Source organism: Ensifer sp. ENS02 (assembly GCF_014851885.1).
Lineage (GTDB): Bacteria > Pseudomonadota > Alphaproteobacteria > Rhizobiales > Rhizobiaceae > Ensifer > Ensifer adhaerens.
This window is the reverse complement of the sequence record NZ_JACVAO010000003.1, coordinates 181,105-206,226: the sequence shown is the minus strand read 5'-3', so window position 1 is coordinate 206,226 and position 25,122 is coordinate 181,105. Positions and strand designations below refer to the sequence as shown.

29 protein-coding genes are annotated in these 25,122 nt (G+C 63.5%); 13 read left to right on the top strand and 16 right to left on the bottom strand.

The window, feature by feature from the left end; translation table 11 throughout:
* The first annotated feature begins 28 nt into the window (after positions 1-28).
* Entirely contained in the window at positions 29-484 is a 456-nt protein-coding gene (locus IB262_RS08285) for a hypothetical protein (protein WP_246802606.1), read from the top strand.
* A 64-nt stretch (positions 485-548) separates the two neighbouring features.
* On the opposite strand, the gene IB262_RS08280 is transcribed toward IB262_RS08285, so the two are convergent.
* Complete coding sequence (locus IB262_RS08280) at positions 549-1,535, bottom strand: Gfo/Idh/MocA family oxidoreductase (protein ID WP_029742452.1); 987 nt, start codon at positions 1,533-1,535, stop codon at positions 549-551.
* 199 nt (positions 1,536-1,734) lie between these two features.
* On the opposite strand from IB262_RS08280, the gene IB262_RS08275 reads away from it, so the two are divergent.
* Entirely contained in the window at positions 1,735-2,685 is a 951-nt protein-coding gene (locus tag IB262_RS08275) for an aldo/keto reductase (RefSeq protein ID WP_029742451.1), read from the top strand.
* A gap of 19 nt (positions 2,686-2,704) precedes the next feature.
* Positions 2,705-3,178, top strand: coding sequence for a GNAT family N-acetyltransferase (locus tag IB262_RS08270; RefSeq protein ID WP_029742450.1), 474 nt, complete (start codon positions 2,705-2,707; stop codon positions 3,176-3,178).
* Here IB262_RS08270 and IB262_RS08265 read toward each other — a convergent pair.
* The gene (locus IB262_RS08265; RefSeq protein ID WP_060580601.1) at positions 3,130-3,765 is read right to left on the bottom strand and encodes a hypothetical protein; all 636 of its coding nucleotides are present in this window, start codon (positions 3,763-3,765) and stop codon (positions 3,130-3,132) included. The two genes, IB262_RS08270 and IB262_RS08265, sit on opposite strands and share 49 nt — an antisense overlap.
* A gap of 80 nt (positions 3,766-3,845) precedes the next feature.
* Positions 3,846-4,736, bottom strand: a complete 891-nt coding sequence (locus IB262_RS08260; RefSeq protein ID WP_112976954.1) for a LysR family transcriptional regulator — start codon at positions 4,734-4,736, stop codon at positions 3,846-3,848.
* A 249-nt stretch (positions 4,737-4,985) separates the two neighbouring features.
* Between IB262_RS08260 and IB262_RS08255 the strand changes: the two genes are divergently transcribed.
* The 3 genes from IB262_RS08255 to IB262_RS08245 all read left to right on the top strand — a co-directional run bounded on the left by IB262_RS08255 (position 4,986) and on the right by IB262_RS08245 (position 6,837).
* The gene (locus IB262_RS08255; RefSeq protein WP_112976955.1) at positions 4,986-5,981 is read left to right on the top strand and encodes an aldo/keto reductase; all 996 of its coding nucleotides are present in this window, start codon (positions 4,986-4,988) and stop codon (positions 5,979-5,981) included.
* A gap of 98 nt (positions 5,982-6,079) precedes the next feature.
* Positions 6,080-6,442: a nuclear transport factor 2 family protein gene (locus tag IB262_RS08250; protein ID WP_034804642.1), complete on the top strand. Its 363-nt coding sequence runs from the start codon at positions 6,080-6,082 to the stop codon at positions 6,440-6,442.
* A complete protein-coding gene (locus IB262_RS08245) occupies positions 6,439-6,837 on the top strand; it encodes a VOC family protein (protein ID WP_112976956.1) in 399 nt (132 codons plus the stop codon). Before IB262_RS08250 ends, IB262_RS08245 begins: the two co-directional genes overlap by 4 nt.
* A gap of 63 nt (positions 6,838-6,900) precedes the next feature.
* Here IB262_RS08245 and pheT read toward each other — a convergent pair whose 3' ends face one another.
* From pheT to IB262_RS08200, 9 genes are all read right to left on the bottom strand, one after another.
* Positions 6,901-9,327, bottom strand: a complete 2,427-nt coding sequence (gene pheT, locus IB262_RS08240) for a phenylalanine--tRNA ligase subunit beta (protein WP_112976957.1) — start codon at positions 9,325-9,327, stop codon at positions 6,901-6,903.
* Between the two features lie 33 nt (positions 9,328-9,360).
* Complete coding sequence (gene pheS, locus IB262_RS08235) at positions 9,361-10,443, bottom strand: phenylalanine--tRNA ligase subunit alpha (RefSeq protein WP_029742442.1); 1,083 nt, start codon at positions 10,441-10,443, stop codon at positions 9,361-9,363.
* Between the two features lie 52 nt (positions 10,444-10,495).
* Positions 10,496-11,269 carry a serine/threonine protein phosphatase gene (locus IB262_RS08230; protein ID WP_112976958.1) on the bottom strand — a complete coding sequence of 258 codons (774 nt, stop codon included), beginning with the start codon at positions 11,267-11,269 and terminating at the stop codon, positions 10,496-10,498.
* Between the two features lie 145 nt (positions 11,270-11,414).
* Positions 11,415-11,819 (bottom strand): 50S ribosomal protein L20, encoded by a 405-nt coding sequence (gene rplT, locus IB262_RS08225; protein WP_029742440.1) that lies wholly within the window; start codon positions 11,817-11,819, stop codon positions 11,415-11,417.
* Between the two features lie 39 nt (positions 11,820-11,858).
* Positions 11,859-12,062: a 50S ribosomal protein L35 gene (gene rpmI / locus IB262_RS08220; protein WP_025425550.1), complete on the bottom strand. Its 204-nt coding sequence runs from the start codon at positions 12,060-12,062 to the stop codon at positions 11,859-11,861.
* Positions 12,063-12,284: 222 nt separating this feature from the next.
* The gene (locus IB262_RS08215) at positions 12,285-13,652 is read right to left on the bottom strand and encodes a sensor histidine kinase (protein ID WP_060580596.1); all 1,368 of its coding nucleotides are present in this window, start codon (positions 13,650-13,652) and stop codon (positions 12,285-12,287) included.
* The gene (locus IB262_RS08210) at positions 13,649-14,314 is read right to left on the bottom strand and encodes a response regulator transcription factor (protein WP_112976959.1); all 666 of its coding nucleotides are present in this window, start codon (positions 14,312-14,314) and stop codon (positions 13,649-13,651) included. The genes IB262_RS08215 and IB262_RS08210 overlap by 4 nt, the downstream gene beginning before the upstream one ends.
* A gap of 9 nt (positions 14,315-14,323) precedes the next feature.
* On the bottom strand, positions 14,324-14,797 hold the full coding sequence (locus IB262_RS08205) for a hypothetical protein (RefSeq protein WP_060580595.1): 474 nt from the start codon (positions 14,795-14,797) through the stop codon (positions 14,324-14,326).
* 280 nt (positions 14,798-15,077) lie between these two features.
* On the bottom strand, positions 15,078-15,266 hold the full coding sequence (locus tag IB262_RS08200) for a hypothetical protein (protein WP_029742436.1): 189 nt from the start codon (positions 15,264-15,266) through the stop codon (positions 15,078-15,080).
* Positions 15,267-15,281: 15 nt separating this feature from the next.
* Here IB262_RS08200 and IB262_RS08195 point away from each other — a divergent pair, with 15 nt between their 5' ends.
* On the top strand, positions 15,282-15,599 hold the full coding sequence (locus IB262_RS08195; protein ID WP_112976960.1) for a hypothetical protein: 318 nt from the start codon (positions 15,282-15,284) through the stop codon (positions 15,597-15,599).
* Positions 15,600-15,773: 174 nt separating this feature from the next.
* On the opposite strand, the gene infC is transcribed toward IB262_RS08195, so the two are convergent.
* Entirely contained in the window at positions 15,774-16,310 is a 537-nt protein-coding gene (gene infC, locus IB262_RS08190) for a translation initiation factor IF-3 (RefSeq protein ID WP_034804663.1), read from the bottom strand.
* Between the two features lie 220 nt (positions 16,311-16,530).
* On the opposite strand from infC, the gene IB262_RS08185 reads away from it, so the two are divergent.
* Together IB262_RS08185 and IB262_RS08180 are read left to right on the top strand one after the other, a co-directional pair.
* Positions 16,531-17,334 (top strand): alpha/beta hydrolase, encoded by an 804-nt coding sequence (locus tag IB262_RS08185; RefSeq protein ID WP_192493510.1) that lies wholly within the window; start codon positions 16,531-16,533, stop codon positions 17,332-17,334.
* A gap of 289 nt (positions 17,335-17,623) precedes the next feature.
* Positions 17,624-18,244, top strand: a complete 621-nt coding sequence (locus IB262_RS08180; protein ID WP_029742432.1) for a transglutaminase-like cysteine peptidase — start codon at positions 17,624-17,626, stop codon at positions 18,242-18,244.
* A gap of 73 nt (positions 18,245-18,317) precedes the next feature.
* Here the strand turns inward: IB262_RS08180 and mbfA are convergent, their stop codons facing one another.
* Positions 18,318-19,301, bottom strand: a complete 984-nt coding sequence (gene mbfA, locus IB262_RS08175) for an iron exporter MbfA (RefSeq protein ID WP_029742431.1) — start codon at positions 19,299-19,301, stop codon at positions 18,318-18,320.
* Between the two features lie 165 nt (positions 19,302-19,466).
* Between mbfA and IB262_RS08170 the strand changes: the two genes are divergently transcribed.
* Complete coding sequence (locus tag IB262_RS08170; protein WP_060580593.1) at positions 19,467-20,297, top strand: lipo-like protein; 831 nt, start codon at positions 19,467-19,469, stop codon at positions 20,295-20,297.
* Here IB262_RS08170 and IB262_RS08165 read toward each other — a convergent pair.
* Both IB262_RS08165 and efp read right to left on the bottom strand, forming a co-directional pair.
* The gene (locus tag IB262_RS08165; protein ID WP_112976962.1) at positions 20,287-21,528 is read right to left on the bottom strand and encodes a cyclopropane-fatty-acyl-phospholipid synthase family protein; all 1,242 of its coding nucleotides are present in this window, start codon (positions 21,526-21,528) and stop codon (positions 20,287-20,289) included. The two genes, IB262_RS08170 and IB262_RS08165, sit on opposite strands and share 11 nt — an antisense overlap.
* A gap of 160 nt (positions 21,529-21,688) precedes the next feature.
* Complete coding sequence (efp, locus tag IB262_RS08160) at positions 21,689-22,258, bottom strand: elongation factor P (RefSeq protein WP_029742428.1); 570 nt, start codon at positions 22,256-22,258, stop codon at positions 21,689-21,691.
* 160 nt (positions 22,259-22,418) lie between these two features.
* Here efp and epmA point away from each other — a divergent pair, with 160 nt between their 5' ends.
* The 3 genes from epmA to IB262_RS08145 all read left to right on the top strand — a co-directional run bounded on the left by epmA (position 22,419) and on the right by IB262_RS08145 (position 25,121).
* Complete coding sequence (gene epmA, locus IB262_RS08155; RefSeq protein WP_029742427.1) at positions 22,419-23,471, top strand: EF-P lysine aminoacylase EpmA; 1,053 nt, start codon at positions 22,419-22,421, stop codon at positions 23,469-23,471.
* On the top strand, positions 23,468-24,520 hold the full coding sequence (locus tag IB262_RS08150; protein WP_060580591.1) for a lysine-2,3-aminomutase-like protein: 1,053 nt from the start codon (positions 23,468-23,470) through the stop codon (positions 24,518-24,520). Before epmA ends, IB262_RS08150 begins: the two co-directional genes overlap by 4 nt.
* Before the next feature lie 169 nt (positions 24,521-24,689).
* On the top strand, positions 24,690-25,121 hold the full coding sequence (locus IB262_RS08145) for a carboxymuconolactone decarboxylase family protein (RefSeq protein WP_034804671.1): 432 nt from the start codon (positions 24,690-24,692) through the stop codon (positions 25,119-25,121).
* Position 25,122: the final 1 nt, after the last annotated feature.

The following is a 25,122-nucleotide window of genomic DNA, read 5'->3' as shown; positions in this document are numbered from 1 at the left end:
ATCCATTACCTCAGAGGTAATTGGTTTAATGACACCGAACCGGCAATCTCCGGTCATCGACAAACCGATGGAGCCGACGATGAACCTCTCGAACCGCAGCCTGCTCAACAAGACCTTCCTTGCCGACGGCGTCTACTCTCTTGCCGTCGGCGCCGTGCTGATCCTTTTTGCCGCCCCGCTTGCTTCGCTCTTCAGCCCCGCCGCGACAGCGCCGATGATGAAGATCCTCGGCGTCGGGTTGGTGTTTTGGGGGATCTTCCACCTTGCCGCGGCGCGCAACGGCGGGCCGGTCGCAGCAGCGGCACGCGTCAGCATCGCTGGCGACATCCTTTGGCAGGTGGCAAGCGTAGCACTGCTGGCCGCGGCTTACCCGTTCCTCACTGTCGCGGGTATCGGCTTCATCGTCATCGGCCTGATCACGGTCGCCGACTTTCTGATCTTCAAGCTGCGCGGCCTTGCGCGGGAACAGGCAGCGATTGCCTGACGGGATGATCGCTGGAGAAGAAGAGGAAAGGGCCTGCCGGCAAACCAGCGGGCCCTTTCCGTGATCAGATAGTCTCCCAACCGTCCTTGGCGCTGGCGCGGTAGATCGCGTCGATGAATTTCTGATTGAGGCGGGAGTTTTCCAGCGTCACCACTTCCTCGTCCTCGCCCTTGGCCGCGCGGGCGAAAGCCTCCGCCTGGAGCTTGTACTGGCGCGCGTCCTGGAAGCGGAAAAGCTGGGATTGGGCGTGGTTCTGGTTCGTCAACTCCACTTCCTCGCGGCCATAGCGGTCAGCGTTGAAGGGCGACTTCACCTCGATGAAGCCCTTGTCGCCATGGAAGACCATGACCTGGCGGGCCGCCAACTGGGTGGAGATGTAGAAGCTCAGCTCGAAGTCGCCGAAATCGGCGCGCACGCTCGAATAGATATCCGTGCCGAATTCCGGATCGCGATCGGTGTTTGCCTGAACGCGCACCGGCTCCTTGGCCGTGACGAAGCGGGTGGTGATCGTCGGGTATACGCCGATATCCGGCAGGCCGCCGCCACCGAGCGCCGGGATGTTGCGCATGTTGTTGGGGTCGCGGTTGAAATAGGTGAAGGCGCCCTGGACGTGGCGCAGCCGGCCGATCGCGCCTTCGGCGATCAGGGAGCGGACTTTTCGCCAGACCGGGCTATAGGTGACCATGAAGGCTTCGGCGATTACGACGCCGTTGCGGTCACGTGCGGCGATGAGCTGGTCGATCTCAGAGGCGCGCAGGGCAATCGGCTTTTCGCAAAGCACATGCTTGCCGGCATTGGCGGCCTTGACCGACCATTCCACATGTTGCGCCGTCGGCAGCGGAATGTAGACCGCATCGATGACATCGGAAGCGAGCATCTCTTCGTAGGAACCGAAGGCGTGCGGCGCGGAGAAGCGATCGGCCATTGCCCGGGCCTTGGCGAAGTCGCGGCTGGCGACAGCCGAGACGACGGCGTTTTCCGCATCCTGAATGGCCGGCACGACGAGGTCGCGGCCGATCCTGGCCGTGGACAGAATTCCGAAACGTAACATGACAAGGCTCCCTGATTTGGTGGCAGAGACTAGCGCCGAGGTACGTACCTAGCAAGCGGCAGTGAGCGGTTTGGCGAAGAAGTACGACGTGCAGAAAATTGCCGAAAGGCGGGTGACAATGTCAGCTTTTCTGCCCTATCTTTCCTTCGCAATCCTCCCGATCGCAACATGCCCTCATCCAGTCCAATGGAGCGAAACCATGGAAAAACTGAGACTTGGCCGCACCGACCTGACAATCGCGCCCCTCGTCTTCGGCGGCAATGTCTTCGGCTGGACCGCCGACGAGAAGACCTCTTTCGCGCTGCTCGACGCCTTTTTCGATGCCGGCTTCAATGCCATCGACACCGCCGATGTCTATTCCTCCTGGGCGCCCGGCAATCAGGGCGGCGAGTCCGAAACGATCATCGGCAAGTGGCTGAAACAGTCGGGCCGGTCGCGCGACAAGGCCGTCATCGTCACCAAGGTCGGCTCGGAGCTCGGCCCCGACCGCAAGGGGCTTTCGCGCCGCTGGATCCTGCAGGCGGTCGAAGATTCGCTGAAGCGGCTACAGACCGACCATATCGATCTTTATCTCTCGCACTGGCCAGACCCCGACACGCCTTACGAGGAGACGCTTGCGGCCTACGACCAGCTGCTGTCCGAAGGCAAGGTGCGGGCGATCGGCGCCTCCAACCTGAACTCGCTGCAACTGCGCGAGGCGCTCGACGTGTCCGCCAACCAGGGCCTGCCCCGCTATCAGGTGCTGCAGCCGGAATACAATCTCTACGACCGCGACGCATTCGAAGGACCGCTGCGCGACCTCTGCATCGCCGAGGAGATCGGCGTCATCAGCTATTTCGGGCTGGCGCGGGGCTTCCTTTCGGGGAAATACCGCACCCACAAGGACCTCGAAGGCTCCGTGCGCGGCAGCGGAGTCGAGAAATATCTCGACGGACGCGGCATGCGCATCCTTGGCGTTCTCGACGACATCGCGGCCGACACGGGCGCGACCCAGGCGGAAATCGCGCTCGCCTGGATCCGGACACGCAAGGGCGTCACAGCGCCAATCGCCAGCGCCACCAGCCTTGAGCAATTGCAAAGCCTCATTCGCTCCGCGGAACTCAAGTTGTCGGACGAGGCGGTGCAAAAACTCAACGACGTCGGTGAGTGACGGGAGCAAAAACCACACAATGGCATTGACGATACGCGCCGCGACTGGCGGCGACGAGGCGGACTGGCGCCGCCTCTGGGCTGGCTATGTCGCCTTTTCCGGCACCGATCTCGCCGAAGACATCATCGACCTCACCTGGAAGAGGCTTATGGATCCCGCCGCACCGCTCTTTGCGCGGCTGGCGATGCTCGACGGGCAGGTGGTCGGCTTTGCGATCTGCCAGGAGCAGCTCGCCACCTTCTTTCGCCGGCCGATCTGCTACATCGAGGATCTCTATGTCGATCCTGCAGCGCGCGGCCAGGGCGTGGCGCGGGCGATGATCGACGATCTCATTGCGCATTGCCAGGAGAAGGGCTGGGACCGGCTCTACTGGTACACCGAGGCCGACAATGCCACGGCGCGGCGGCTCTATGACCGCTACTCCGGCACCGACGAGCACGTGCGCTACAAGGTGAATATCGGCGCGGCCCTCAAATCCGGAAACCCGGCATAGGCCCCGGCGTGGCGGCCGGCCTGGTTCGCCATGCCGGCCTTGGTCAGGACACCGCGCGGCTCGACGAAGCTCATGATCCGGCGCGCCGGCCGCTCGTGCCACTGGATGTTGAAAGCCCATAGCTTTGGGAAAAAGCAGAGCGAGGCGTAGGGCAGATGGTCGTGGATCCACCAGGCGATCGACTGCCAGCCGCCGATCTCGCCGCGTCGATCCCAGACCCAGGGAATGACGATGCAGGCGGTGGCGCCGATGCACCCGTCGGCATCGCGCATGTCCCAGATGTGGTCGGCGGCAGAGGCCGCATTGGTCGAGCAGTTGAGCCCATTGGCATTGCCGAAGCCGTTGACGGCGCGGTTGCGGTAGCCCGAGCGGATGACGAGGCGGCCGAAGGTCGCTTCCAGCGGTTCCAGCAGTTCCTCGCAGAGACGGCGCCCGGCCTCGATCGCCAGATCCGGATCATCGGGAATGTTCGGGATACGGTAGAAGTCGGCGATTTCCGAATGCAGGAAATCGCGAAAGAAGAAGTTTCGAGAAAGCCGCACCCGGCCGAGATCTTCAAGACCCTTCATCGAACCGGGCTTTTTCATAGGCCTTCCTCTCATCAAGACACGAAACCAATGGCATTCCAGATCCGGGCCCGTCCCGCCACCCGATTTTGCGCCGGCTGCTATCCGCTGTGCCGGAAGAAGTCGATGAAAGCGCGCAGTGCCGGCCGCATCTGCCGGCGGCTCGGATAGTAGAGATAGGGGCCGGCATAGGGCGCGCACCAGTCCTCCATGACGCGCACCAGCTTCCCTTCGGCAATCGCAGTCTCGACCCGTGAGAGGAAGAGATAGGCGAGACCGGCGCCACCCATTGTCGCCTTGATGATCGGCCGGTCCTCGCCAAGGATCAGCGGTCCCTCGACCGATACCGTCAATTCCTCGCCATCCTTCTCGAATTCCCAGCGATAGAGCGTGCCGTTGGAGAAGCGCCGGCGGATGCAGCGATGCTGCGCGAGGTCGCGCGGATGCTGCGGCCGGCCATAGCGTTGGAAATATTCGGGAGACGCGACGACGGCGCTTTCCAGCTCGGGGCCGACCTTCACCGCGATCATGTCGGCCTCCAGGCTCTCGCCGAGCCGGATGCCGGCGTCGAAACCTTCTTCGACGATATCGGTGAAGCCGTCCTCGTTGGCGATTTCGAGCACGATCTCGGGATACCGATCCAGGAAGGCGCCCAGGCGCGGCGCCAGGATCAGATCGGCAGCGAACCGCGGTGCGGTGATGCGCAGATTGCCGGCCGGGCGCTCGCGGGCGTCGGCGGCTGCCTCCAGTGCATGGGCGATCTCGTCGAGCGCCGGCGCCAACCGTTCGAGCAGCCGGCGCCCCTCCTCCGTCGGGGCGACGCTGCGGGTGGTGCGGGCAAGCAGACGAATGCCGAGGCTCGCCTCGAGGCTGCCGATGGCGTGGCTGACGGCCGAAGGTGCGACGCCCAGTTCGCGCGCGGCACCACGAAAGCTGCCATGGGTGGCGACGGCGGCCAATACCGCGAGTTGGGAGAGCTGTGTTCTGTTCATTGATCGAAATAATAGAACAGCCCGTGAGAATTGACAGTGATTTTCAGCCGCCCCATCGAGCCCTATTCTTCACATGTCGCCAGCGTCAGGACGAAGCGAGGAGCTCGTCTGGCGATGAGGCAGAGGAACCCGTCGCGCCGCCACAAAAGGGCGTGGGCGGCGGTGCCACCCACCATTTCATGCCTCGGACGATAGACGTGCGCTCCCAACGCGCTAGCTCCGACGCATGGTAGCCATAAAGGACACGACATGAAGACCCGCAAACTCGGAAGTGATCTTACCGTCTCCACCATCGGCCTTGGATGCATGGGCATGAGTTTCGCCTATGGCGCTGCGGACGAAGCGGAATCGATCCGCACGCTGCAGCGCGCCGTCGATCTCGGCGTCACCTTCTTCGACACGGCCGAAGTCTATGGTCCCTTCGAGAACGAAAAGCTCGTCGGCAAGGCGCTCGGCCCGGTGCGTGACAAGGTGGTCATCGCCACCAAGTTCGGCTTCCGCATCGAGACCGGCGTGCCAAGCGTCCAGGCGATCAGAGGCGTCGACGGCCGGCCGGAGCATGCGAAGGCGGTAGCGGAAGCCTCGCTCAAGCGGCTCGGCACAGATGTCATCGATCTCTACTACCAGCACCGCGTCGACCCTGACGTACCGATCGAGGACACCGTCGGCGCCATGGCCGAGCTGGTGCGCGAGGGCAAGGTGCGCGCGCTCGGTCTCTCGGAAGCGAGTGCCGCCACCATCCGCCGCGCCCACAAGGTTCATCCGATCGCCGCGGTGCAGAGCGAGTATTCGCTGTGGACGCGCGATCCGGAAGAAGACGTGCTTGCCACTTGCCGCGAACTCGGCATCGGTTTCGTGCCATACAGCCCGCTTGGACGCGGCATGCTGACGGGCGCGATCCGCAAAGCCGAAGATCTGGAAGCCGACGATTTTCGCCGCTCGCTGCCGCGGTTCCAGGCGGAGAACATCGACGCCAACGTCCGACTGGTCGAGACGCTGCAGGCGCTGGCCGAGGAGAAGGGCGTGACTGCCGCCCAGCTGGCGCTCGCCTGGGTCATCAACCAAGGCGATTTCATCGTGCCGATCCCGGGTGCCCGCAAGCTCGACCATCTGGAGCAGAACGCCGCCGCTGCGGAAATCCGGCTCACGGTCGAAGAAACCACCCGGCTGTCCGACGCACTCTCGCCGACCCTGGTCGCAGGAAAACGCTACACCGACGCCTCGCTGGCACTCACCAATCGTTGAGCCAAAATTTCTCTCCGCTCCCGCAGCGGAGAGAATGCCCATCGAAATTCCCGCTGAACGCACTACCTCTGAGCAACAAGCAACTGGGGAGGAGCGGGATGTCCGACGAGCAGGCGATCAGTGCAGTGGTGCACCTCTATGTGGACGGCATGGCATTTGCCAACGAAGGGGCGCTGCGCAAGGCGTTCCATCCCGATGCGGCGATCATCGGCAACTACCAGGGCGCGCTCGAATGGATGACGCGTGACGGCTTCATCAAGGCGATCCTCGATACCGGTGCGGCACCACCCGGAACACAGCCGGAAATGGACGTGCAGATGATCGACATCACCGGCGACGCCGCCACGGTGAAGGTCATCGACAGCTTCGCCGGAGAGCGCTTCTCCGATTACCTGTCGCTGGTGAAGATCGACGGCCGTTGGCTGATCGTCAACAAGATCTATCACCTGCACGCGCAATGACGGACGGCGGACCCGAGTCCACATCGACCGGCCGGCTGCTTGCCATCGACCATGTGCAGCTTGCGATACCGGAAGGCGGCGAAGACTTGGCGCGCGGCTTCTATGGGGGATCGCTCGGGCTGACGGAGGTCGTCAAGCCCGCCAATCTGCTTGGCCGTGGCGGCTGCTGGTTCGAGCGGGGCAGCATCCGCCTGCATCTCGGCATCGACCAGGATTTCGTGCCGGCGCGCAAGGCCCATCCGGCCTTTTTGGTCGACGATCTCGAGCGGATGATCCTCAGGCTCGAAGCCGGCGGCGTGACGATCGCCGAGGACGAGCCGCTTGCCGGCTACCGCAGATGTTATGTCAACGACCCGTTCGGCAACCGCATCGAGTTGATGCAGCGCGCGCAATAGGCCGCAACGAAAAGGGCCGCTGCGGTGGCAGCGGCCCTTTCGGTATCCGTTTTGTCGATCGGATCAGGCGCGCAGTACGCCGCCGGTCGTCTTCGTCACATTGGCGACGATCTTGGCGGTGAGCGCCTCGAAATCCTCGTCGGTGAGCGTACGCTCGACCGGCTGGATGGTCACCTCGATGGCGATCGACTTCTTGCCTTCGCCGAGCGACGAACCCTCGAAGACGTCGAAGACGCTGACGCCGGTCACCAGCTTGCGGTCGGCACCCGATGCGGCGCGCAGGATTGCGCCGGCTTCCACCGCCTTGTCGACAACGAAGGCGAAGTCGCGCTTGACCGCCTGGAACGGCGAGAGATCGAGCGCCGGCTTGGTGCGGGTCGCCTTCTTCTTCGGCTCCGGCATGGCATCGACATAGATCTCGAAGCCGCAGAGTGCGCCGGAGACGTCGAGCGCTTCCAGCGTCTTCGGATGGAACTCGCCGAAGGTGCCGAGAACGATCTTCGGGCCGAGCTTGATCGTGCCGGAGCGGCCCGGATGATACCAAGCGGGACCGCCCGGTTCGAACTGGACGTTGCCCATCGGCACGCCGCAGGCTTCGAGCACGGCAATCGCGTCGGCCTTGGCGTCGAACACGTCGACCGGCTTGCCGCCGCCGTTGGCGGCGTTCGACCAGAGACGACCTGCACCGTTCAAGGAAGCCGTGCCGCGACGAATGCCGCCGGCTACGCGGCGCTGCGCGTCCGCCGTATCGCCTTCATAGGTGCCGGAGACTTCGAAGATCGCGACGTCGCCGAAACCCTTGTCGGCATTGCGCTGGGCAGCCGTCAAAAGGCCCGGCAGCAGCGACGGGCGCATGTCCGACATGTCGGAGGCAATCGGGTTCGCAAGCTTCAGTGCCGGTGCGCCGCCGCCAAAGAGCTTTGCCTGCTCTTCGGAGATGAACGACCAGGTAACGGCTTCGAGCATGCCGCGGCTGGCAAGCGCGCGCTTGGCAAGGCGCGTGCGGATCTGCAGCGTCGTCAGGATCTTGCCGTTGACGGTACCATGGCTCGGCAAGGGGGCTGCAACGATGTTGTCGACGCCGTGGATGCGCATGACCTCTTCGACGAGATCGGCCTTGCCGTCGACATCGGGACGCCAGGAAGGAACCGACACCTTGAAGCGGTCGCCAGAACCTTCGACGCCGAAGCCGAGCTTTTTCAGGATCGAGACGCTTTCCTCGGAGGAAACCTCAAGGCCCGTCAGGCGCTTCACTTCGGAAACCGGGAAGTCGACGATCTTCGGCTCATGGCCGGCATAACCGACCACTTCCGCCTTGGCGGCGGTGCCACCGCAAAGCTCGAGCACCAGTTCGGTGGTGCGCTCGAGACCGGGCACCATATATTCCGGGTCGACGCCACGCTCGAAGCGGTAGCGCGCATCGGTGATGATGCCGAGCGTGCGGCCGGTCTTGGCGATGTTCATCGGGTCCCAGAGCGCCGATTCGATCAGGACGTCGGTGGTGTTCTCGTCGCAGCCGGAATGTTCGCCGCCCATGACGCCACCGATCGACTCGATCGCCTTTTCGTCGGCGATGACCACGTTGCTGGGACCGAGCTTATATTCGCGCTGGTCGAGCGCCAGCACCGTCTCGCCGTCCTTGGCGCGGCGGACCGTCAGGTTGCCCTTGACCTTGGCGGCGTCGAAGACGTGCATCGGCCGGCCCTGGTCGAAGGTCATGTAGTTGGTGATGTCGACCAGCGCATTGATCGGGCGGAGGCCAATCGCCAGCAGGCGCTGCTGCATCCACTTCGGCGACGGGCCGTTCTTGACGCCGCGCACCAGGCGCAGCGAGAAGCCCGGGCAGAGATGCCTGTCTTCGCCGAGATCGAGCGTCAGCTTGGTGGGCGTGTCGCCTTCCACCTTGAAGGCCGGCGCCTTGCGCGCCTTCAAGGTGCCGAGGCCGGAAGCGGCGAGGTCACGGGCAATGCCGTAGACGCTGGTGCAGTCCGGCCGGTTCGGCGTCAGGTTGATCTCGATCATCGGATCGTCGAGGCCGGCATAGGTCGCATAGCTCGTGCCAACGGGTGCGTCGGCCGGAAGGTCGATGATGCCGTTGTGGTCCTCGGAGATCTGCAGTTCCTTTTCCGAGCACATCATGCCGCGGCTTTCGACGCCGCGGATGGTGCCGACGGCGAGCGTCACGTCGATGCCGGGAACATAGGTACCGGGGGCTGCAAAGGCGCCGACAAGGCCGGCGCGCGCATTCGGTGCGCCGCAGACGACCTGGATCGGAGCGCCGGCGCCGGTGTCGACCATCAGTACCCGCAGCTTGTCGGCGTTCGGATGCTGCTCGGCCGAAACGACCTTGGCGATGACGAAGGGCTTGAAGGCGGCCTTGTCGTCGACGTCTTCCACTTCGAGCCCGATCATCGTCAGGCGCGCGCAGATGTCTTCCAGCGAAGCGTCGGTTTCAAGGTGGTCCTTGAGCCAGGAAAGCGTGAATTTCATGATTTCACCTGTGTCCTAAATATCTACGCGCGATCAGGCCGAGAGACCGCCGAACAGCGTCGGCATGTCCAGCGGGCGGAAGCCGTAATGGGTCATCCAGCGAACGTCGGCGTTGAAGAAGTCGCGCAGGTCCGGCATGCCGTATTTCAGCATGGCGATGCGATCGAGGCCCATGCCCCAGGCGAAGCCCTGGTACTCGTCCGGATCGAGCCCGCCCGAGCGCAGCACGTTCGGGTGCACCATGCCGCAGCCGAGGATCTCCATCCAGTCGGTGCCCTCGCCGAATTTCACGATCGGGCCAGAGCGGTCGCACTGGATGTCGACCTCGAAGGACGGCTCGGTGAAGGGGAAGAAGGACGGGCGGAAGCGCATCGTCACCTGGTCCACCTCGAAGAAGGCCTTGCAGAATTCTTCCAGCACCCAGCGCATATTGGCGACGTTGGCCGCCTTGTCGATGACCAGGCCTTCGACCTGATGGAACATCGGCGAGTGGGTCGCGTCCGAATCCTGGCGGTAGGTCTTGCCGGGGATGATGATGCGGATCGGCGGCTTCTGCGCTTCCATCGTGCGGATCTGCACCGGCGAGGTGTGCGTGCGCAGCACCTTGCGATCGCCGTTCTCATCCGGGTTGAAGAAGAACGTGTCGTGCATCTCGCGGGCCGGATGACCTTCGGGGAAGTTCAGCGCCGTGAAGTTGTAGTAGTCGGTCTCGATATCGGGACCTTCGGCGATCGAGAAGCCCATGTCGCCGAAGATCGCGGTGATCTCGTCGACGATCTGGCTGATCGGGTGGATGCGGCCGCGCTCGGCCGGCGAGGAGCGGACCGGCAGGCTGATATCGACGGTCTCGCGCGCCAGGCGCTCGGCGATCGCCTGGTCCTTCAGCGCCGACTTGCGGGCGGCAATCGCTTCGGCGACCGTGTTCTTCAGCGCGTTGATCTGCGCGCCGCGGGTCTGGCGCTCTTCCGGCGTCATGGTGCCGAGCGTCTTCAGGAGCTCGGAGATCGAGCCCTTCTTGCCGAGCGCGTTGACGCGCACCGCCTCGATCGATCCTTCGTCGCCGGCGGCGTCGATGTCCGCCAGGAGTGTCCGTTCCAGTGTTTCCAGTTCGCTCATTCTGTCCTGCCTCGATGCGGGAATGGGTTCGGTTCTATATCGGTTCTTGTCTTCAGGAATGTGATTGCGTCGCACCCGCCAGATAGTCCGTCGCAGCGATGAAACGGATGATATCGTTGCCCTTGCGGAAGCGCAGGACGAAGCGCGCCAGCGGCAGGAAGCGGATGAAGAGCGGCATGATTTCGGTGAGCGCCCGCCTGGCTTCCGCCGGCGCTGCGCGCTTCCAGGCGGCAAAGGCCGCGGCCGGGGTTTCCGGCTGCACGGCCCGGCTCGCCACCTGCAGGAACAGGAGCCAGAGGTCGCGCGCCTGGGCGGTCGCCAGCGGCATGACGCTCGCAGGCACCTCCTCGAAATCGAGGAAGCCGAATTCGCCGTTGTCGATGATGAAATCGCGCGGATGCGGACGTCCGTGGCAGAGACCTGCGCGGTGCAGGCGCCCGAGTTCCGCAGCGCAGCGCACCAGCAGCTGATCGTGCGCGGCGGCGTCGCTGTTGCGCAGCGGCCCCATATGCTTGCTGACCGGCAGACCAAGATGGGAGAGAACCAGCACCTTCGGCCCACGGTAGACGACCTCGGGCGTCATGAAACCGGCCGCGGAGAAGGTCGCGATCTGGCGAACTTCGCGCTCGATCATGCCCTCGATGTCGAGAAGCGGGGACGGCAACAGCACCGGAAGGCCACAAATCCGCGCGACAAAGGCTTGCGTGCGCAGCCAAAGACGAGGGCCCTGACGACGATAGCGCTTGATCCAGACCATACGATCCTTGAGCTCGCAGCGCTCAACGCGCTCCCGGCCGGCTGCAAGCGCTGCCAGCAGAGGCGTCATATCGTCGTCATCAAGCTCCGGGACCGCGCATGGTCCCCTTCGATCGTGGTACACTTTCGTCCCGTAAAACAAGAAAAACCCGCGCCAGCCCTGCCAGCGCGAGTTTCCCAACTAATTTCAAAAACGATTTTGGGAAAACGCTGGCTTAACGAACAGCGCTTTCAAACTCGTTTGCCGTGCCGGCTTCCTTGAGATAGGCGAGCGCCTTCTTGGAAGCTTCGACGAGGGCGCCGAATGCTGCCGGCTCATGGATAGCCATGTCGGACAGAACCTTGCGGTCAACTTCGATGCCAGCCTTGTTCAGGCCGTCGATGAAGCGGCCGTAGGTCAGGCCGAATTCGCGGACGGCAGCGTTGATACGCTGGATCCAGAGAGCGCGGAAGTTGCGCTTGTTGACCTTGCGGTCGCGGTAAGCGAACTGCTTCGAACGGTCAACCGCTGCCTTGGCGGCGCGGATAGTGTTCTTGCGACGGCCATAGAAGCCCTTGGCTGCCTTGAGCGTCTTCTTGTGCTTGGCGTGAGCGGTTACGCCGCGTTTTACACGTGCCATGTCATGATCTCCTTAACGTGTCCAATATGCCTGAAAGTCTTAGAGACCGTTGGGCAGGTAGTTCTTGATGACCTTCTTGCCATCAGGCTCCGCGAGAACCATGGTTCCACGTGCGTCGCGGATGAACTTGTTGGAACGCTTGATCATGCCGTGGCGCTTGCCAGCAGCTGCTGCACGAACCTTGCCGGTCGCGGTGATCTTGAACCGCTTCTTGGCAGACGATTTCGTCTTCATCTTGGGCATTTTGCTACTCCATTGTTCTTAAGAATCGAAACGGACAGACGAGGTCCATTTCCAGCGTTAAAAACGGCCACGGCATGCCCTGCCGGACCGTTCGGACGGGGGCTTATAACCGCACATCCCGAAAAGCGCAACTGGGGAATCGAAAGAGCGGGCTGCAAGCGGCGATCCAGTGCCTTCGCCGCCTGCGCATGCCGCCTTTTTTTTGCGACGACGCATTGCGCCTCAGGTCGGATCGCGCGGACGCCGGCTGCCGCCGCCGACGTCGAAGATCAGCGCGACCTCGAGACCGCCCAGGGCCGACTGCCCGAGCGACATGGTCGCGCCATAGGCCTCCGCTATATCGGCGCTGATCGCCAGCCCCAGGCCATTGCCGGAGGCGTGGCCCGGCGCTGCATTGGCACTATGCCCCCCGCGGCGCATCGCCTGCTCGCGGTCGCCCTCGGCAACCCCCGGCCCATCGTCACCGACCGTGATCCGCACGCGCCCGTCGACCACCTCGGCCGATAGCCGGATCCGCGCCCGCGCCCATTTGGCGGCATTGTCGAGCAGATTGCCGAGACATTCGGCAAGGTCGGCCGGGTCGACGTCGAGTGAAATCGACGGATCGATGTCGACCTCCCAGACGACGTCGCGCTCCGCGGTCACGGGACGCAGGACGCTGACCAGCTTGTTGCCGAGATCGGCGAGTAAGGTCGTTGCCATGCGCTCGACGCCCATGCGGGCCGCCTGAAGCTGGCGGTCGGCGCGCTGGCGTACGAGGTCGACCTGTTCGAGCGCGATGTCGCGCTGGTGTTTCGGCAGGCCTTCGGCGAGTTGCGCCAGCACCGTCAGCGGCGTCTTCAGCCCGTGGGCGAGGTCGCTGGCGCGCGCCCGGGCCTGCGCCAGCGCCGTCGCGCGCTCCGCAAGCAGAAGATTGATTTCGCTGACGAGCGGCTGCACCTCACTTGGCCCGGCCAGGCCAAAATCCTTCTCCTCGCCGGACCGGACGCGGGCGGCTCGCTCCCGCAGCCGCACCAGTGGCAGAAGGCCGAGGGCACCCTGCAGGAATGCGGCGCCGGCAAGCACGACGGCCGTCGCCAGCAGCATCAGCCGGATACGGCCGTGAAAGGCGGAAAGAGCGTCATCGAGTTCGCTGCGCGCAAAGCCGGCAGTAACCGCGAACTGCCTGGCATCCGCGCCTTCGCCAAGCGTCAGGGCCTGGCGGTAGACAAGGATCGGCGCTCCATCCGGCCCCTCCGCTTCGAGGAAGCCCAGGTGGTGCGGCGCCGACGGGCGATCGGCATCGATTACCGTGTCCCACAGGGAGCGCGAACGCAGAGGAGTGCCGCCGTCGCGGTCGAGCTGCCAGTAGCGGCCGCCGGCCGGCAGGCTCAGGCGCGGATCGGCCGGCGCGCGCGGCAGCACCAATTCACCGTTGCGCACCCGCACCTGGGCGGCAACCGTATCGACGAGCGTTGCCATTTCGGCGCGGTAGCGCCCGGCAACGTAGTCGGTAAAAAGCCGGCTCAAGGAGAGCCAGACCACCAGCAGAACCAGGCAGATGGCGACCGATGCGCCGATTGCCAGCCTCAGCCGCAACGAGCGGATCATGCGCCACCGTCCGGCAGGACATAGCCAAATCCGCGCCGCGTTTCGATCGCACCGCTCTCCGTCTTTTTGCGCAGACGGGCAATCATCGCTTCCACCGCATTCTTGGCGGCATCGTCGTCGCGGCCCTGAACGTGGCTTGCCAGCTCGAGCGGCGTGACAACCTGCCCCTTGCGCTCCACGAACAGTGCAAGCATGCGGTATTCGAGCGGGCTGAGGTCGAGCGGCAGCCCGTCGAAGGTCACCCGGCGCCCCGCCTCGTCGAGGGTGAAGCGTCCGGCAGCACGCACCGACCCAACACGCGGACCGGCGCGCCGCAGAAGGGCGCGCAGCCGCGCCAGAAGCTCCTCGGCCCGAAAGGGTTTCGGCAGATAGTCGTCCGCCCCGGCATCGAAACCGTCGACGCGCTCCATCCAGGAGCCGCGCGCCGTCAGAACCAGAACCGGCGTCTCCAGCCCCGCCTGCCGCCAACGCTTCAGGATCGACAGCCCGTCCATGCCCGGCAGGCCGAGATCGAGGATGACCAGGGCGTAGTTACCGCTCTCCCCTTGCTCCCAGACATCCGGGCCATGGGTGAGCGTATCGACGCCGTAGCCTTCCGCCTCCAGCCGGCTTGCCACATGGGCCGCGATGTTGGGATCGTCCTCCGCCAGAAGAATCTGCATGTCGTTCCTCTAGAACCCGAAAATGTTCACGAACTTGCCGGTTCGAGCATTGATGCGCAGGTTGCGGATCGTGCCCTGCTCGTCGCGGGTGCGGAGCCGGTAAATCTCGCTGCCACCCGATCGCTTGAGATCGACCGCAATGACCTGGCCGTATCTGTCTTCGTCGACCAGCCGGAGAACCTCCTTCAGCGGCAGGATGTCGCCCTTTTCGACGCCGTCGCGCGCCCGCTCCTGATCGCTTCGACGGATACCGCCGGCACCATCCGGCCCTAGGTCTTCGTCGTCATCATCATCATCATCGTCTTCGTCTTCGTCATCATCGTCGTCATCGTCGTTGCCGTGCCCGCCGCCGCCATGCGAGCCACCGTCATCATCGTCGTCGTCATCCTTGGCGAGAGCCGCCATGCCGCCGGGCTGCGGCGCGAGCGAAAGCAGGAGCGAGCAGCAGAAGAGCGCGATCAGGTCTCGTCGTGTCATCGCCATGGCTTCATCCTGTCGCAACTGCTCCTCAGCGTCGGGTCCTTCCAAATGCGCTTGCGCAAGCATCCGCCAGGTGCTTCGTCTGCGGCGACGCCGCGGGCATCGTTCGGGGCGAGCCTATGCCAGCCTTGGCGAGAACGCCAGCGACGCGCATGCCCCCGGCGCCGTTTCGGGCACAGGGGGCATGCGCTTGCCGGGTCGGGCCGCCGGGCGGGCTGGTGACGGCCGACCATCGCTCCGGCGCATGGTGTGGGGCGAATGCGCCGGGCAAATTGTGACCTGATCAGAATGCCGGCCGGATGGAGACGCTGCCGACCGGTCCCGGATTGCGGCGGATATCGCTGTCGTGCGGCTCGACCGTCACGACGCGAACGCCATGTTCGTATTCCACCTCGACCTCGAGCACACGGCCGAGATTGTCGACGGCAACCAGCGAACCATTGCGCAGGCCCCGGAGATTTTCGTCGGTCACCCGCAGTTCAATCTCATGATCATCTCGGGCATCATCGAAGTCGTCGTCGATGTCGTCGAAGCGGTCATCATCATCATCGTCGTCGCGATGACCGGGGCCACGATCATCGTCATCGTCTCGATCGTTGTGACGACCGTCGTCCCGATCGTCGTCGCGGTCGTCATTGCCGCCACCACGACCGCCGTTATCGTCGCCGTCATCGTCATCGTCGGCGAGCGCCGTGGTCGAGAAGGGATTCGACGCTCCGGTGGCAACGAGGGAAGCGCCAATCGGCGCCGAAACGAGGCCGCAGACGGCGACCGTAGAAACGAGCAAGGCCTTGCGCAGTACTGAAGTCATGATCTCGGCTCCTTCTCCCGATGCGATGCGGAGAGAATGGCACGGGACGCCTGACAGCTCGCTGAGGGCGATTGTCAGCATTCTGTCAGCAAAGCCCGAAGGATCCCGCAAACGAAAAAAGCCGCCCGGAGGCGGCTTTCGTCATCTCGACGGATGGGCGGCACGCGCTTAGCGCGGCGCGAGAACCATCATCATCTGGCGGCCTTCGAGCTTCGGCTCGGCTTCCACCTTGGCAATCGCCTGGGTGTCGTCCTTGACCTGCAGCAGAAGCTTCATGCCGAGTTCCTGGTGGGCCATTTCGCGACCGCGGAACTTCAGCGTGACCTTGACCTTGTCGCCGTCCTCGAAGAACCGGTTCATCGCCCGCATCTTCACGTCATAATCGTGCGTGTCGATGTTGGGACGCATCTTGATTTCTTTGATTTCGACGATCTTCTGCTTCTTGCGCGCTTCGGCCGCCTTCTTCTGGTTGGCGAACTTCAGCTTGCCAAGATCGAGGATCTTGCACACCGGCGGTTCGGAGTTCGGCGCGATTTCCACCAGATCAAGACCGGCTTCCTCCGCCATACGGAGCGCCTGGTCGATCGGGACGGCGCCGATGTTCTGGCCTTCGGCGTCGATAAGCTGAACCCGGGGCACCCGGATTTCCTTGTTTGAGCGCGGCCCCTCCTTGACGGGGGCGTCCGCTTTGAACGGTCTGCGAATGGTCGTACTCTCCTCGAGCTATTTCGAAAAATGTTGTTTAATTCGTTCGCCGGCGCGATCCCAAACGAAGCGCCTGAATCTGTCACCGACGGCAATGTGTGAATTGCGACGGGAGAGTCAATAGCACGGCTTGCAAGGAAAATCACCACCTGTCGATAGCAAGACGAATCTGTTTTAGAAAGAAAATCGCCAGCGAAACGGGCCTTTGGAGAGAATTTGCATGCAGGATACGCCAGCCGAGACGGAAATCAGCTTCATCGAGGTCGGCGCAGCGGAGGCCGCGCGCAAGATCGCGATGCGCGTGCGGCACGCCGACAAGCCGACGGATGGACAGCCGACGCTGGTCTGGCTCGGCGGCTACCGCTCGGACATGACCGGCACCAAGGCGGTCGAAGTCGAGCGCTATGCCATGGAACGGGGGGCTAGCTGCGTGCGCTTCGATTATTCCGGCCATGGCTCCTCCGGCGGCGCCTTCACCGACGGCACGATCTCGCGCTGGCTGGAAGAAAGCCTCGCCGTCATCGATCAGGCGGCACCGGGGCGCGTGGTGCTGATCGGTTCGTCGATGGGCGGCTGGATTGCCTTGCGGGTCATCCAGGAGCTCAGGCGCCGGGGCGACGGAAACCGGCTCGCCGGTCTCGTCCTGATCGCGCCGGCACCCGACTTTACCGCCGAACTGATCGAGCCCAACCTGACGGAGGCCGAGCGGGCCTCGCTTTCAGAACGCGGCTATTTCGAGGAGCCTTCCGAATACAGCCCCGAGCCGAACATCTTTACCCGCGCGCTCATCGAGGACGGCCGGGCCAACCGGGTGCTCGACAGCACGATCTCCACCGGCTGCCCGGTGCACATCCTGCAGGGCATGCGCGACCCCGATGTCCCCTACTCCCACGCCCTGCGGCTGATGGAGCACCTACCCGCCGACGACGTCGTCATGACGCTCATTCGCGACGGCGACCATCGCCTCTCGCGTGAAGAAGACATTGCTAAAATGAAACAGGCGATCGGCACGATGCTCGCCTGAGCCCATGCCGCAATAGCCCTTCCTTTTCGACCGAATCCCAAGGACAAAACCCGTCCCGTGCCGTAGATCCCCTGCGGCGCAACGGTTCGCGTGCGCCCGGTTCCGGTTTTAACCATAAAGTCCGATGCCCCGATTCCGGAGATTGACTCCGCAGCCCCGACGTTATTAACTCTTTATTAACGATTAGAGCAGCGCCGGGGACGAACCTAAACAAGCTGCCTTCAACTCAGGATTGCGCGAATGCGTCCGGACAAAGAGCGTCCGGCATACCGCGCCGCAGGGGACTTGTATGGCGTCTTGGACTGGGGTTAAGGGAAGTATCGCGGCGTTCTGCGCACTTTTCATTTCAGCAAACACGGCAATCCCCGCACAGGCGGGATCGCCTCCCTGGATGCAGACCGGCTCCGCGACCTCGCAGCCGATCGGCCACTACGAATTCTGCCAGAAGTACAAGAGCGAGTGCAACGTACGCTCCAAGGGAACCGTCGCTGCGCGTGTGACCGAACGAGGCTGGGCAACGATCCGGCAGGTGAACGCGGCGGTCAACCGCGAGATCACGCCGATGACCGACCTGGAACTGCACGGCCGGGACGAAGTCTGGTCCTATCCGGACGGCGCCGGCGACTGCGAAGACTTCGTGCTCGAAAAGCGCAAGCGCCTGATGAGCAGGGGCTTCTCGGCAAGCGACCTGTTGATCACCGTGGTGCGCAAGCCTGATGGCGAAGGCCATGCGGTTCTGACCGTTCGCACCTCGCAGGGCGACTTCATCCTCGATAACCTCGAAAACGGCGTCAAGCTCTGGACCAACACGCCCTACCGCTACCTGAAGCGCCAGGCGTCGAACCACAGCGGCCGCTGGGTCACCATCCAGAACGGCGCGGAAGTCCTCGTCGGCTCGGTTGGCAACTGACCTCAAGACAACACGAAGAGTTTCAAAAAAGGGCCGGTCGAACCGGCCCTTTTTCGTATCTCCCGCTCGCCCGTCAGGCGTTGCCGATCAGGATGCCGGCCGCGAGCACCAGACCGCCGCCGAGCACCACCTGGAAAGCGGCCCTGAGGAACGGCGTTTCCATGTAGCGGTTCTGGATGAAGGCGATCGCCCAAAGCTCGACGAAGACGATTACCGCTGCAGTCGCGGTCGCCGTCCAGAAATGCGGGATCAGATAGGGCAGCGCATGGCCGAGACCGCCGAGCGCGGTCATGATACCGGAGGCAAGGCCGCGCTTGATCGGTGAGCCGCGACCGGAAAGCTTGCCGTCATCATGGGCGGCTTCGGTGAAGCCCATGGAGATGCCAGCGCCGACGGAGGCCGAGAGACCGACAAGGAAGGTCTGCCAGGTATCCTGGGTGGCAAACGCAGCGGCGAAGATCGGGGCCAGCGTCGAGACCGAGCCGTCCATCAGGCCGGCGAGACCGGGCTGAACGTAAGTGAGGATGAACTGGCGGCGCGCGGTCTGGTCCTCCTCGGCGCGCACGTCCTCAGGCGTGTGCTCTTCGCCAAGCCGACGGGCGAGCGATTCATGCGACTTTTCGGCGATCGCGAGATCGCCGAGCAGTTTGCGGGTGGCGGCATCCTGGGTTCTGGTGGCGGCCTCGACATAGAAGCGGTGCGCTGCTTCCTCCATCGCTTCGGCCTCCTCGCGCGCCTTTTCGATCGGCATTTCGGCAATCAGCCAGTCAGGCTTGCGCTCGGGGAAGTCGCGCACATGTTCGCGCCGGATCAGCGGGATGCGGTTGCCGAAGCGTTGGACGTGCAGATCGATCAACCATTGTCTGTGGTGGCTTTCCTCCTCCGCCATCTCCTCGAACACTTTTGCCGAGTGGGGATACTGCGCCCGAAGCGCATCCGCATAGGCGAGATAGATGCGCCCGTCGTCCTCCTCGGAGGAGATGGCGAGCGCCAGGATTTCCTGTTCGCTGAGAGACAAAAACGGGCGTTTGGAACGGGAGAAGAGACGGGAAAACATTGGGAGAAAACCTTCTTTAGAATAGTTCTAAAATAGAAACGCGGGATCGCACCGTCAAGCCCAAAGCTATGCAATCATGTAACAATCGCTCGACAGAGTGTCGCGGCTCGGCCACCATGCCCGCCAGTTTCGAATCCCCATCCCCTCCCCGGAGCGATCGCCTCGATGAGGACCATCTATCCACTTTCCGAAAGCAAGGACACGCTGCTCGATCGTCTCGGCGCCAGGCTCGCCGCACGCCTGCAGGCGCAGACGTCGGGCTACGAGCCCTACACGCCATCCGATCAGGAAACGCTGGCGCGCACGCTGCGCCCGGGCGACATTCTCCTGATCGAAGGCAACCAGAAGGTTTCGGCAGCGATCAAGTATCTGACGCAATCGACCTGGTCGCATGCCGCCTTCTTTGCCGGTGACCAGATGCCGCTGACGCTCGATCAGGCGACACTACCCGTCATCGAGCGGCCGCAACTGATCGAGGTAAACATCGGCGAGGGCTGCGTTGCCGTGCCGTTGAAGAAATACGCCTCGTTCAACACCCGCATCTGCCGGCCTATCGCGCTGACGCCGGATGATCGCACAGCACTCGTCGGCTTCATGATCTCGAGGCTCGGGATGAAATACGACCTGAAGAACATTTTGGACATGCTGCGCTATTTCATGCCGACGCCGCCGGTTCCGGTGCGCTGGCGGCGGCGCCTGCTTGCCTTCGGTTCCGGCGACCCGACGCGCGCGATCTGCTCGACGCTGATTGCGGCCGCCTTCGAGCAGATCCGCTATCCGATCCTGCCCGAGGTTACCCGCGCGCCCGGACGGGCGTCCGCGACCTCGACCTATTCACGCGAGGAGATCCTGCATATCCGCCATCATTCGCTCTACACGCCCAGGGATTTCGACCTCTCGCCGTTCTTCGCGATCGTCAAGCCGACGCTGGAGTTCGGCTTCGACTACAAGCGATTACGCTGGCAAGGTGACGGAGAACACCCGTTCAAAGGTTGAGAGCGAGCGCCTGTTCGCGGGCCATGTAATCGCGCTGGCGGTCGGTGATGTAGTCGCGAACGATCGGCGCCGCATCACGCGAGCGCGACAGCTGCATGTGGAAGACAAGCTGGCTGCCGGTGCGGAACATCATCTCGGCACTGATCAGATAGAACTCCCACATGCGGGCAAAGCGCTCGTCGTATAGCGCGATCACATTGTCGCGGTTCGCGTCGAAGCGCGCGCCCCAATGGGCAAGCGTCGTCGCGTAGTGCACCCGCAGGAATTCGAGATCGCTGACCCAGAGGCTGTTGCGCTCGACGACCTCGAAGACCTCCGACAGTGCCGGCGAATAGGCGCCCGGGAAGATGTACTTGCGAAGCCACGAGCTCGCCATGCCGGGCGGGCTCATGTGGCCGATCGAATGCAGCACCGCCAGGCCGTCGTCCGGCATCAGCGCGTTCAGCTTCTTGAAGAACTCGTCATAGTGATGGACGCCGACATGTTCGAACATCCCGACCGAGACGATGCGGTCGAACGGCCCCTGCACATCGCGATAGTCCTTGAGCTCGAAGCGCACCCGGTCCGACAGGCCCGCCTTGCGCGCCCGTTCGGTGGCAAGCGCCTGCTGCTCCTTGGAAAGCGTGACGCCGAGCACCTGAACATCCGCCAGCTGCGCCAAGTACATCGCGAGATCGCCCCAGCCGCAGCCAATATCCAGCACCTTCATGCCGGGCTCCAGGCAAAGCTTGGAGGCAAGCAACCTCAGCTTGTTGCGCTGCGCCGTCTCGAGCGTCTCGTTGGGCTCGCGGAAGTAGGCGCAGGAGTAGAGCATGTTCTCGTCGAGGAACAGCTTGTAGAACTCGTTGCCGAGATCGTAGTGATGCGCGACGTTCTGCTGGGCCTTGCCCTTGGGGTTGGCCTGCTGACGCTTGCGGAAGCGCATTTTTACCGCGCGCAGCAACTTCTGGACCGGGTAGGAGCCGAGCGACAGGCGGTTGACCGAAAATAGCGTCAGGAAATCGCGGAGGGTGGAGCCCTCCTCGAAGCGCATGGTGCCGTCCATATAGGCTTCGCCGGCGGCCAGTTCGGCATTGAAGACGAGGCTGCGATAAAGCTTCTTGTCGGTGAGACGCATCGTCACTTCCGGTCCTGGCGTCCCGGAATAAACGTGCCTCTTGCCATCGGCATCGATCACCGTCAGGCGACCCTTGCGAATGAACGACTTCATCATATGCGACAATGGGAACATGCAGGCCCTCTCGTGACACGTCGTATCGGCGCCGCATCCTAGCACCCGTTTTTCGAAATGCGCCCCTTAAATTTCTGGTTGCTCATGCGGCCTGCCCGAAACGAAAACGGGGACGGCAACCTTCGCTGCCGTCCCCGTCCAAATTGACCTGGTCGATGCCTCAGTCCTTGGCGCGCTCGACGTAGGAGCCGTCTTCCGTCGCGATGATGACGCGGGTGCCGGCCTGGATATGTGGCGGAACCAGCGTGCGGACGCCGTTCGACAGAATGGCCGGCTTGTAGGACGACGAAGCCGTCTGGCCCTTGACGACCGGCTCGGTCTCGGTGATTTCGAGCGTCACGTGGCGCGGCAGGTCGATGGCGATCGCCAGGCCTTCGTGGATCGAAAGAATGACGGCCATGCCTTCCTGCAGGTAGGCCTTGAGATCGCCGATGTCCTCGGTGGTCATGACCAGCTGGTCATAGCTTTCCGGGTTCATGAAGTGGAAGCCTTCGGCGTCTTCATAAAGGAAGGTGTGCTCGCGGTCTTCGACGAAGGCGCGCTCGACCTGTTCGGTCGTGCGGTAGCGTTCGGAGACCTTCACGCCGTCGGAAATGCGGCGCATGTCGACCTGGGTGACCGGCGTGCCCTTGCCCGGGTGGAAGTTCTGGGCGGTAAGCACGACATAGAGCTTGCCGTCGACGTCGAGAACGTTGCCCTTACGGACAGATGAAGCGATGACCTTGACCATTAGTCTTCCTTGTAACAGAGGTATGCGCGACACCGCGGGCCGGAAACACGGGCCCTGAAGGACGCGGAAAGAAGGATTTCGCGCCGCCACTACCCTAATTTCGCGCAAATAGCCAGCCTGAGCCGGTATCTGCACGAAGAAAGCCTGGACTGAACCGATCATGTCGCATGCCTCACCCTGGTGGACACCCGATGTCCATGCCGACCGGCGCCCGTTTCTTCTCGGCCGCAACCGGATCCAATCGGTATTGCGCCGGTTCTTCGAGACACGCGACTTCATCGAGGTCGACACCGCGACCCTGCAGGTCTCGCCCGGCAACGAGGCGCACCTGCATGCCTTCGCGACCGAGGCGCTCAACCACGACGGAACCGGCCATCCGCTCTATCTGCACACCTCGCCGGAATTTGCCTGCAAGAAGCTGCTGGCCGCCGGCGAAGAGCGCATCGCCTGCTTTGCCCATGTCTACCGCAATCGCGAGCGCGGGCCGCTTCATCACCCCGAGTTCACCATGCTCGAATGGTACCGCGCCGGCGAAAGCTACGAGGCGTTGATGCGCGACTGCGCCGAGATCCTGGCGCTTGCGGCGGAAACCACCGGCACCAAGCAGTTCATTTTCCAGGGGCAGGACTGCGATCCCTTCGCCGCTCCGGAGCGCCTCAGCGTGGCGGACGCCTTCGAGCGCTTTGCCGGCATCGACCTGCTGGCATCGATCGCCGCCAATGGCGAGACCGACCGCGACCATCTGGCTGCCACGATGGCCGCAGCCGGCCTTCGGGTCGCCCATGACGACACCTGGGCCGATCTTTTCAGCCGGGTGCTTGTCGAAAAGGTCGAGCCGCACCTCGGCTTCGGCCGCGCAACGATCCTCGACGAATATCCAACCGCCGAGGCGGCACTGGCGCGTCCTGCCGCACGCGACCCTCGCGTTGCCGAACGCTTCGAGCTCTATGCCTGCGGCGTTGAGCTTGCCAATGCCTTCGGCGAGCTGACGGATGCGCCGGAACAACGGCGTCGCTTCGAGATGGAGATGGCGGAGAAGGCCCGCGTCTATGGCGAGACCTATCCGCTCGACGAGGATTTTCTTGCAGCACTTGCCTTCATGCCCGAGGCAAGCGGCATCGCGCTCGGCTTCGACCGGCTGGTGATGCTCGCAACCGGAGCCTCACGCATCGACCAGGTGCTCTGGGCGCCAGTGGCGGAGACACGAGCGTGAACGCGCACCGCCCGATCAAGACCGCACGCGAACTGGTCGAAACAGGCCTCATCGACAGCGCCAAGGAGGCGGCGGTTGCCGCCGTTGCCGAGCGTTATGCCGTTGCGATCAGCCCCGTCATCGCCGGTCTCATCGATCCCAACGACCCCAATGACCCGATTGCCCGGCAGTTCGTGCCGGATGCCGCCGAGTTGACCCTGCTGCCCGAAGAGCGCGAGGACCCGATCGGCGACAAGCCGCACAGTCCCGTGACCGGCATCGTCCACCGTTATCCCGACCGGGTGCTCCTGAAGGCCGTGCATGTCTGCCCGGTCTATTGCCGCTTCTGCTTCCGCCGCGAAATGGTCGGGCCCCAGGGGCTCGGCACGCTGACGCCAGCCGAACTCGATGCCGCGATCGCCTACATCGCCGAACACAAGGAAATCTGGGAGGTGATCCTCACCGGCGGCGATCCGCTGGTACTGTCCCCGCGGCGGCTCGCCGAACTCATGGAACGGCTGAAGCCGATCCCGCATGTGAAGATCGTCCGCTTCCACACCCGCGTGCCCGTGGTCGAGCCGGCACGCATCGACGCCGACCTGATCGCTGCACTCAAAGCCAGCGGCAAGGCGACCTATGTGGCGCTGCATGCCAACCACCCGCGCGAGCTGACGGACGAGGCACGTGCCGCCTCTGCCCGACTGATCGATGCCGGCATCGTCATGATCAGCCAATCGGTGCTCTTGAGGGGCGTCAACGACGATGCCGAGGTGCTTGCCAGCCTGATGCGCGCCTTCGTCGAAACGCGGATCAAGCCCTACTACCTGCACCACCCGGATCTCGCCCCCGGCACCAGCCATTTTCGCCTGACGATCGAGGAAGGCCAGGCGCTGGTTGCCGCCCTGCGCGGCCGCGTCTCCGGCCTCTGCCAGCCGACCTACATCCTCGACATTCCTGGCGGGCACGGCAAGGCGGTGATCAGCGCTGCCTCGATCGCGGACGAGGGCGGCGGCTGCTACACCGTCACGGATTTTCGCGGTGGCGAGCACAGCTACCCACCGAAAACCTGATGCACGGCGAGAAATCGCGACTCTCCAAATTATTGAAACTTCTTCAAAATAATCAGCTCGTGCATTTTTCTTCGCGTCCTGCGAGAAAAATCATCGTGCCCGCGTCACAGCTGTCCGGCGTCGATCGTCAATTGGTCATAAGCAACACGACAACGATGGAGTTGAGACCATGACCGATACCAAAGCCGTCCGCTACGAACAGGAAATCTCCGATGTGCTCGGCGCGCTCGCCGACGTGCACAAGACCATGGACCTGCACGGGCTCGACCGCACGATCCACAATCTCGTGCAGCTGCGCGCCTCGCAGATCAACCGCTGCGGCTTCTGCGTGAAGATGCACACCAAGGAATCCCGCACCGAGGGCGAGAGCAACGAGCGGCTCGACCGCATCATCGTCTGGGACCAGGTCAATGATTTCACGCCGCGCGAGAAGGCAGCGCTTGCCTGGACCGAAGCTCTGACCGAACTCGAGCCGCGCACCGACTTTGCGCCGCTTCGCGCCGAGCTGCGCCAGCATTTCAGCGAAAAGGAGATCAGCGTCATCACCGCGACGGTGGCGATGATCAACCTTTGGAACCGCATCCAGATCTCGAGGCACTGAC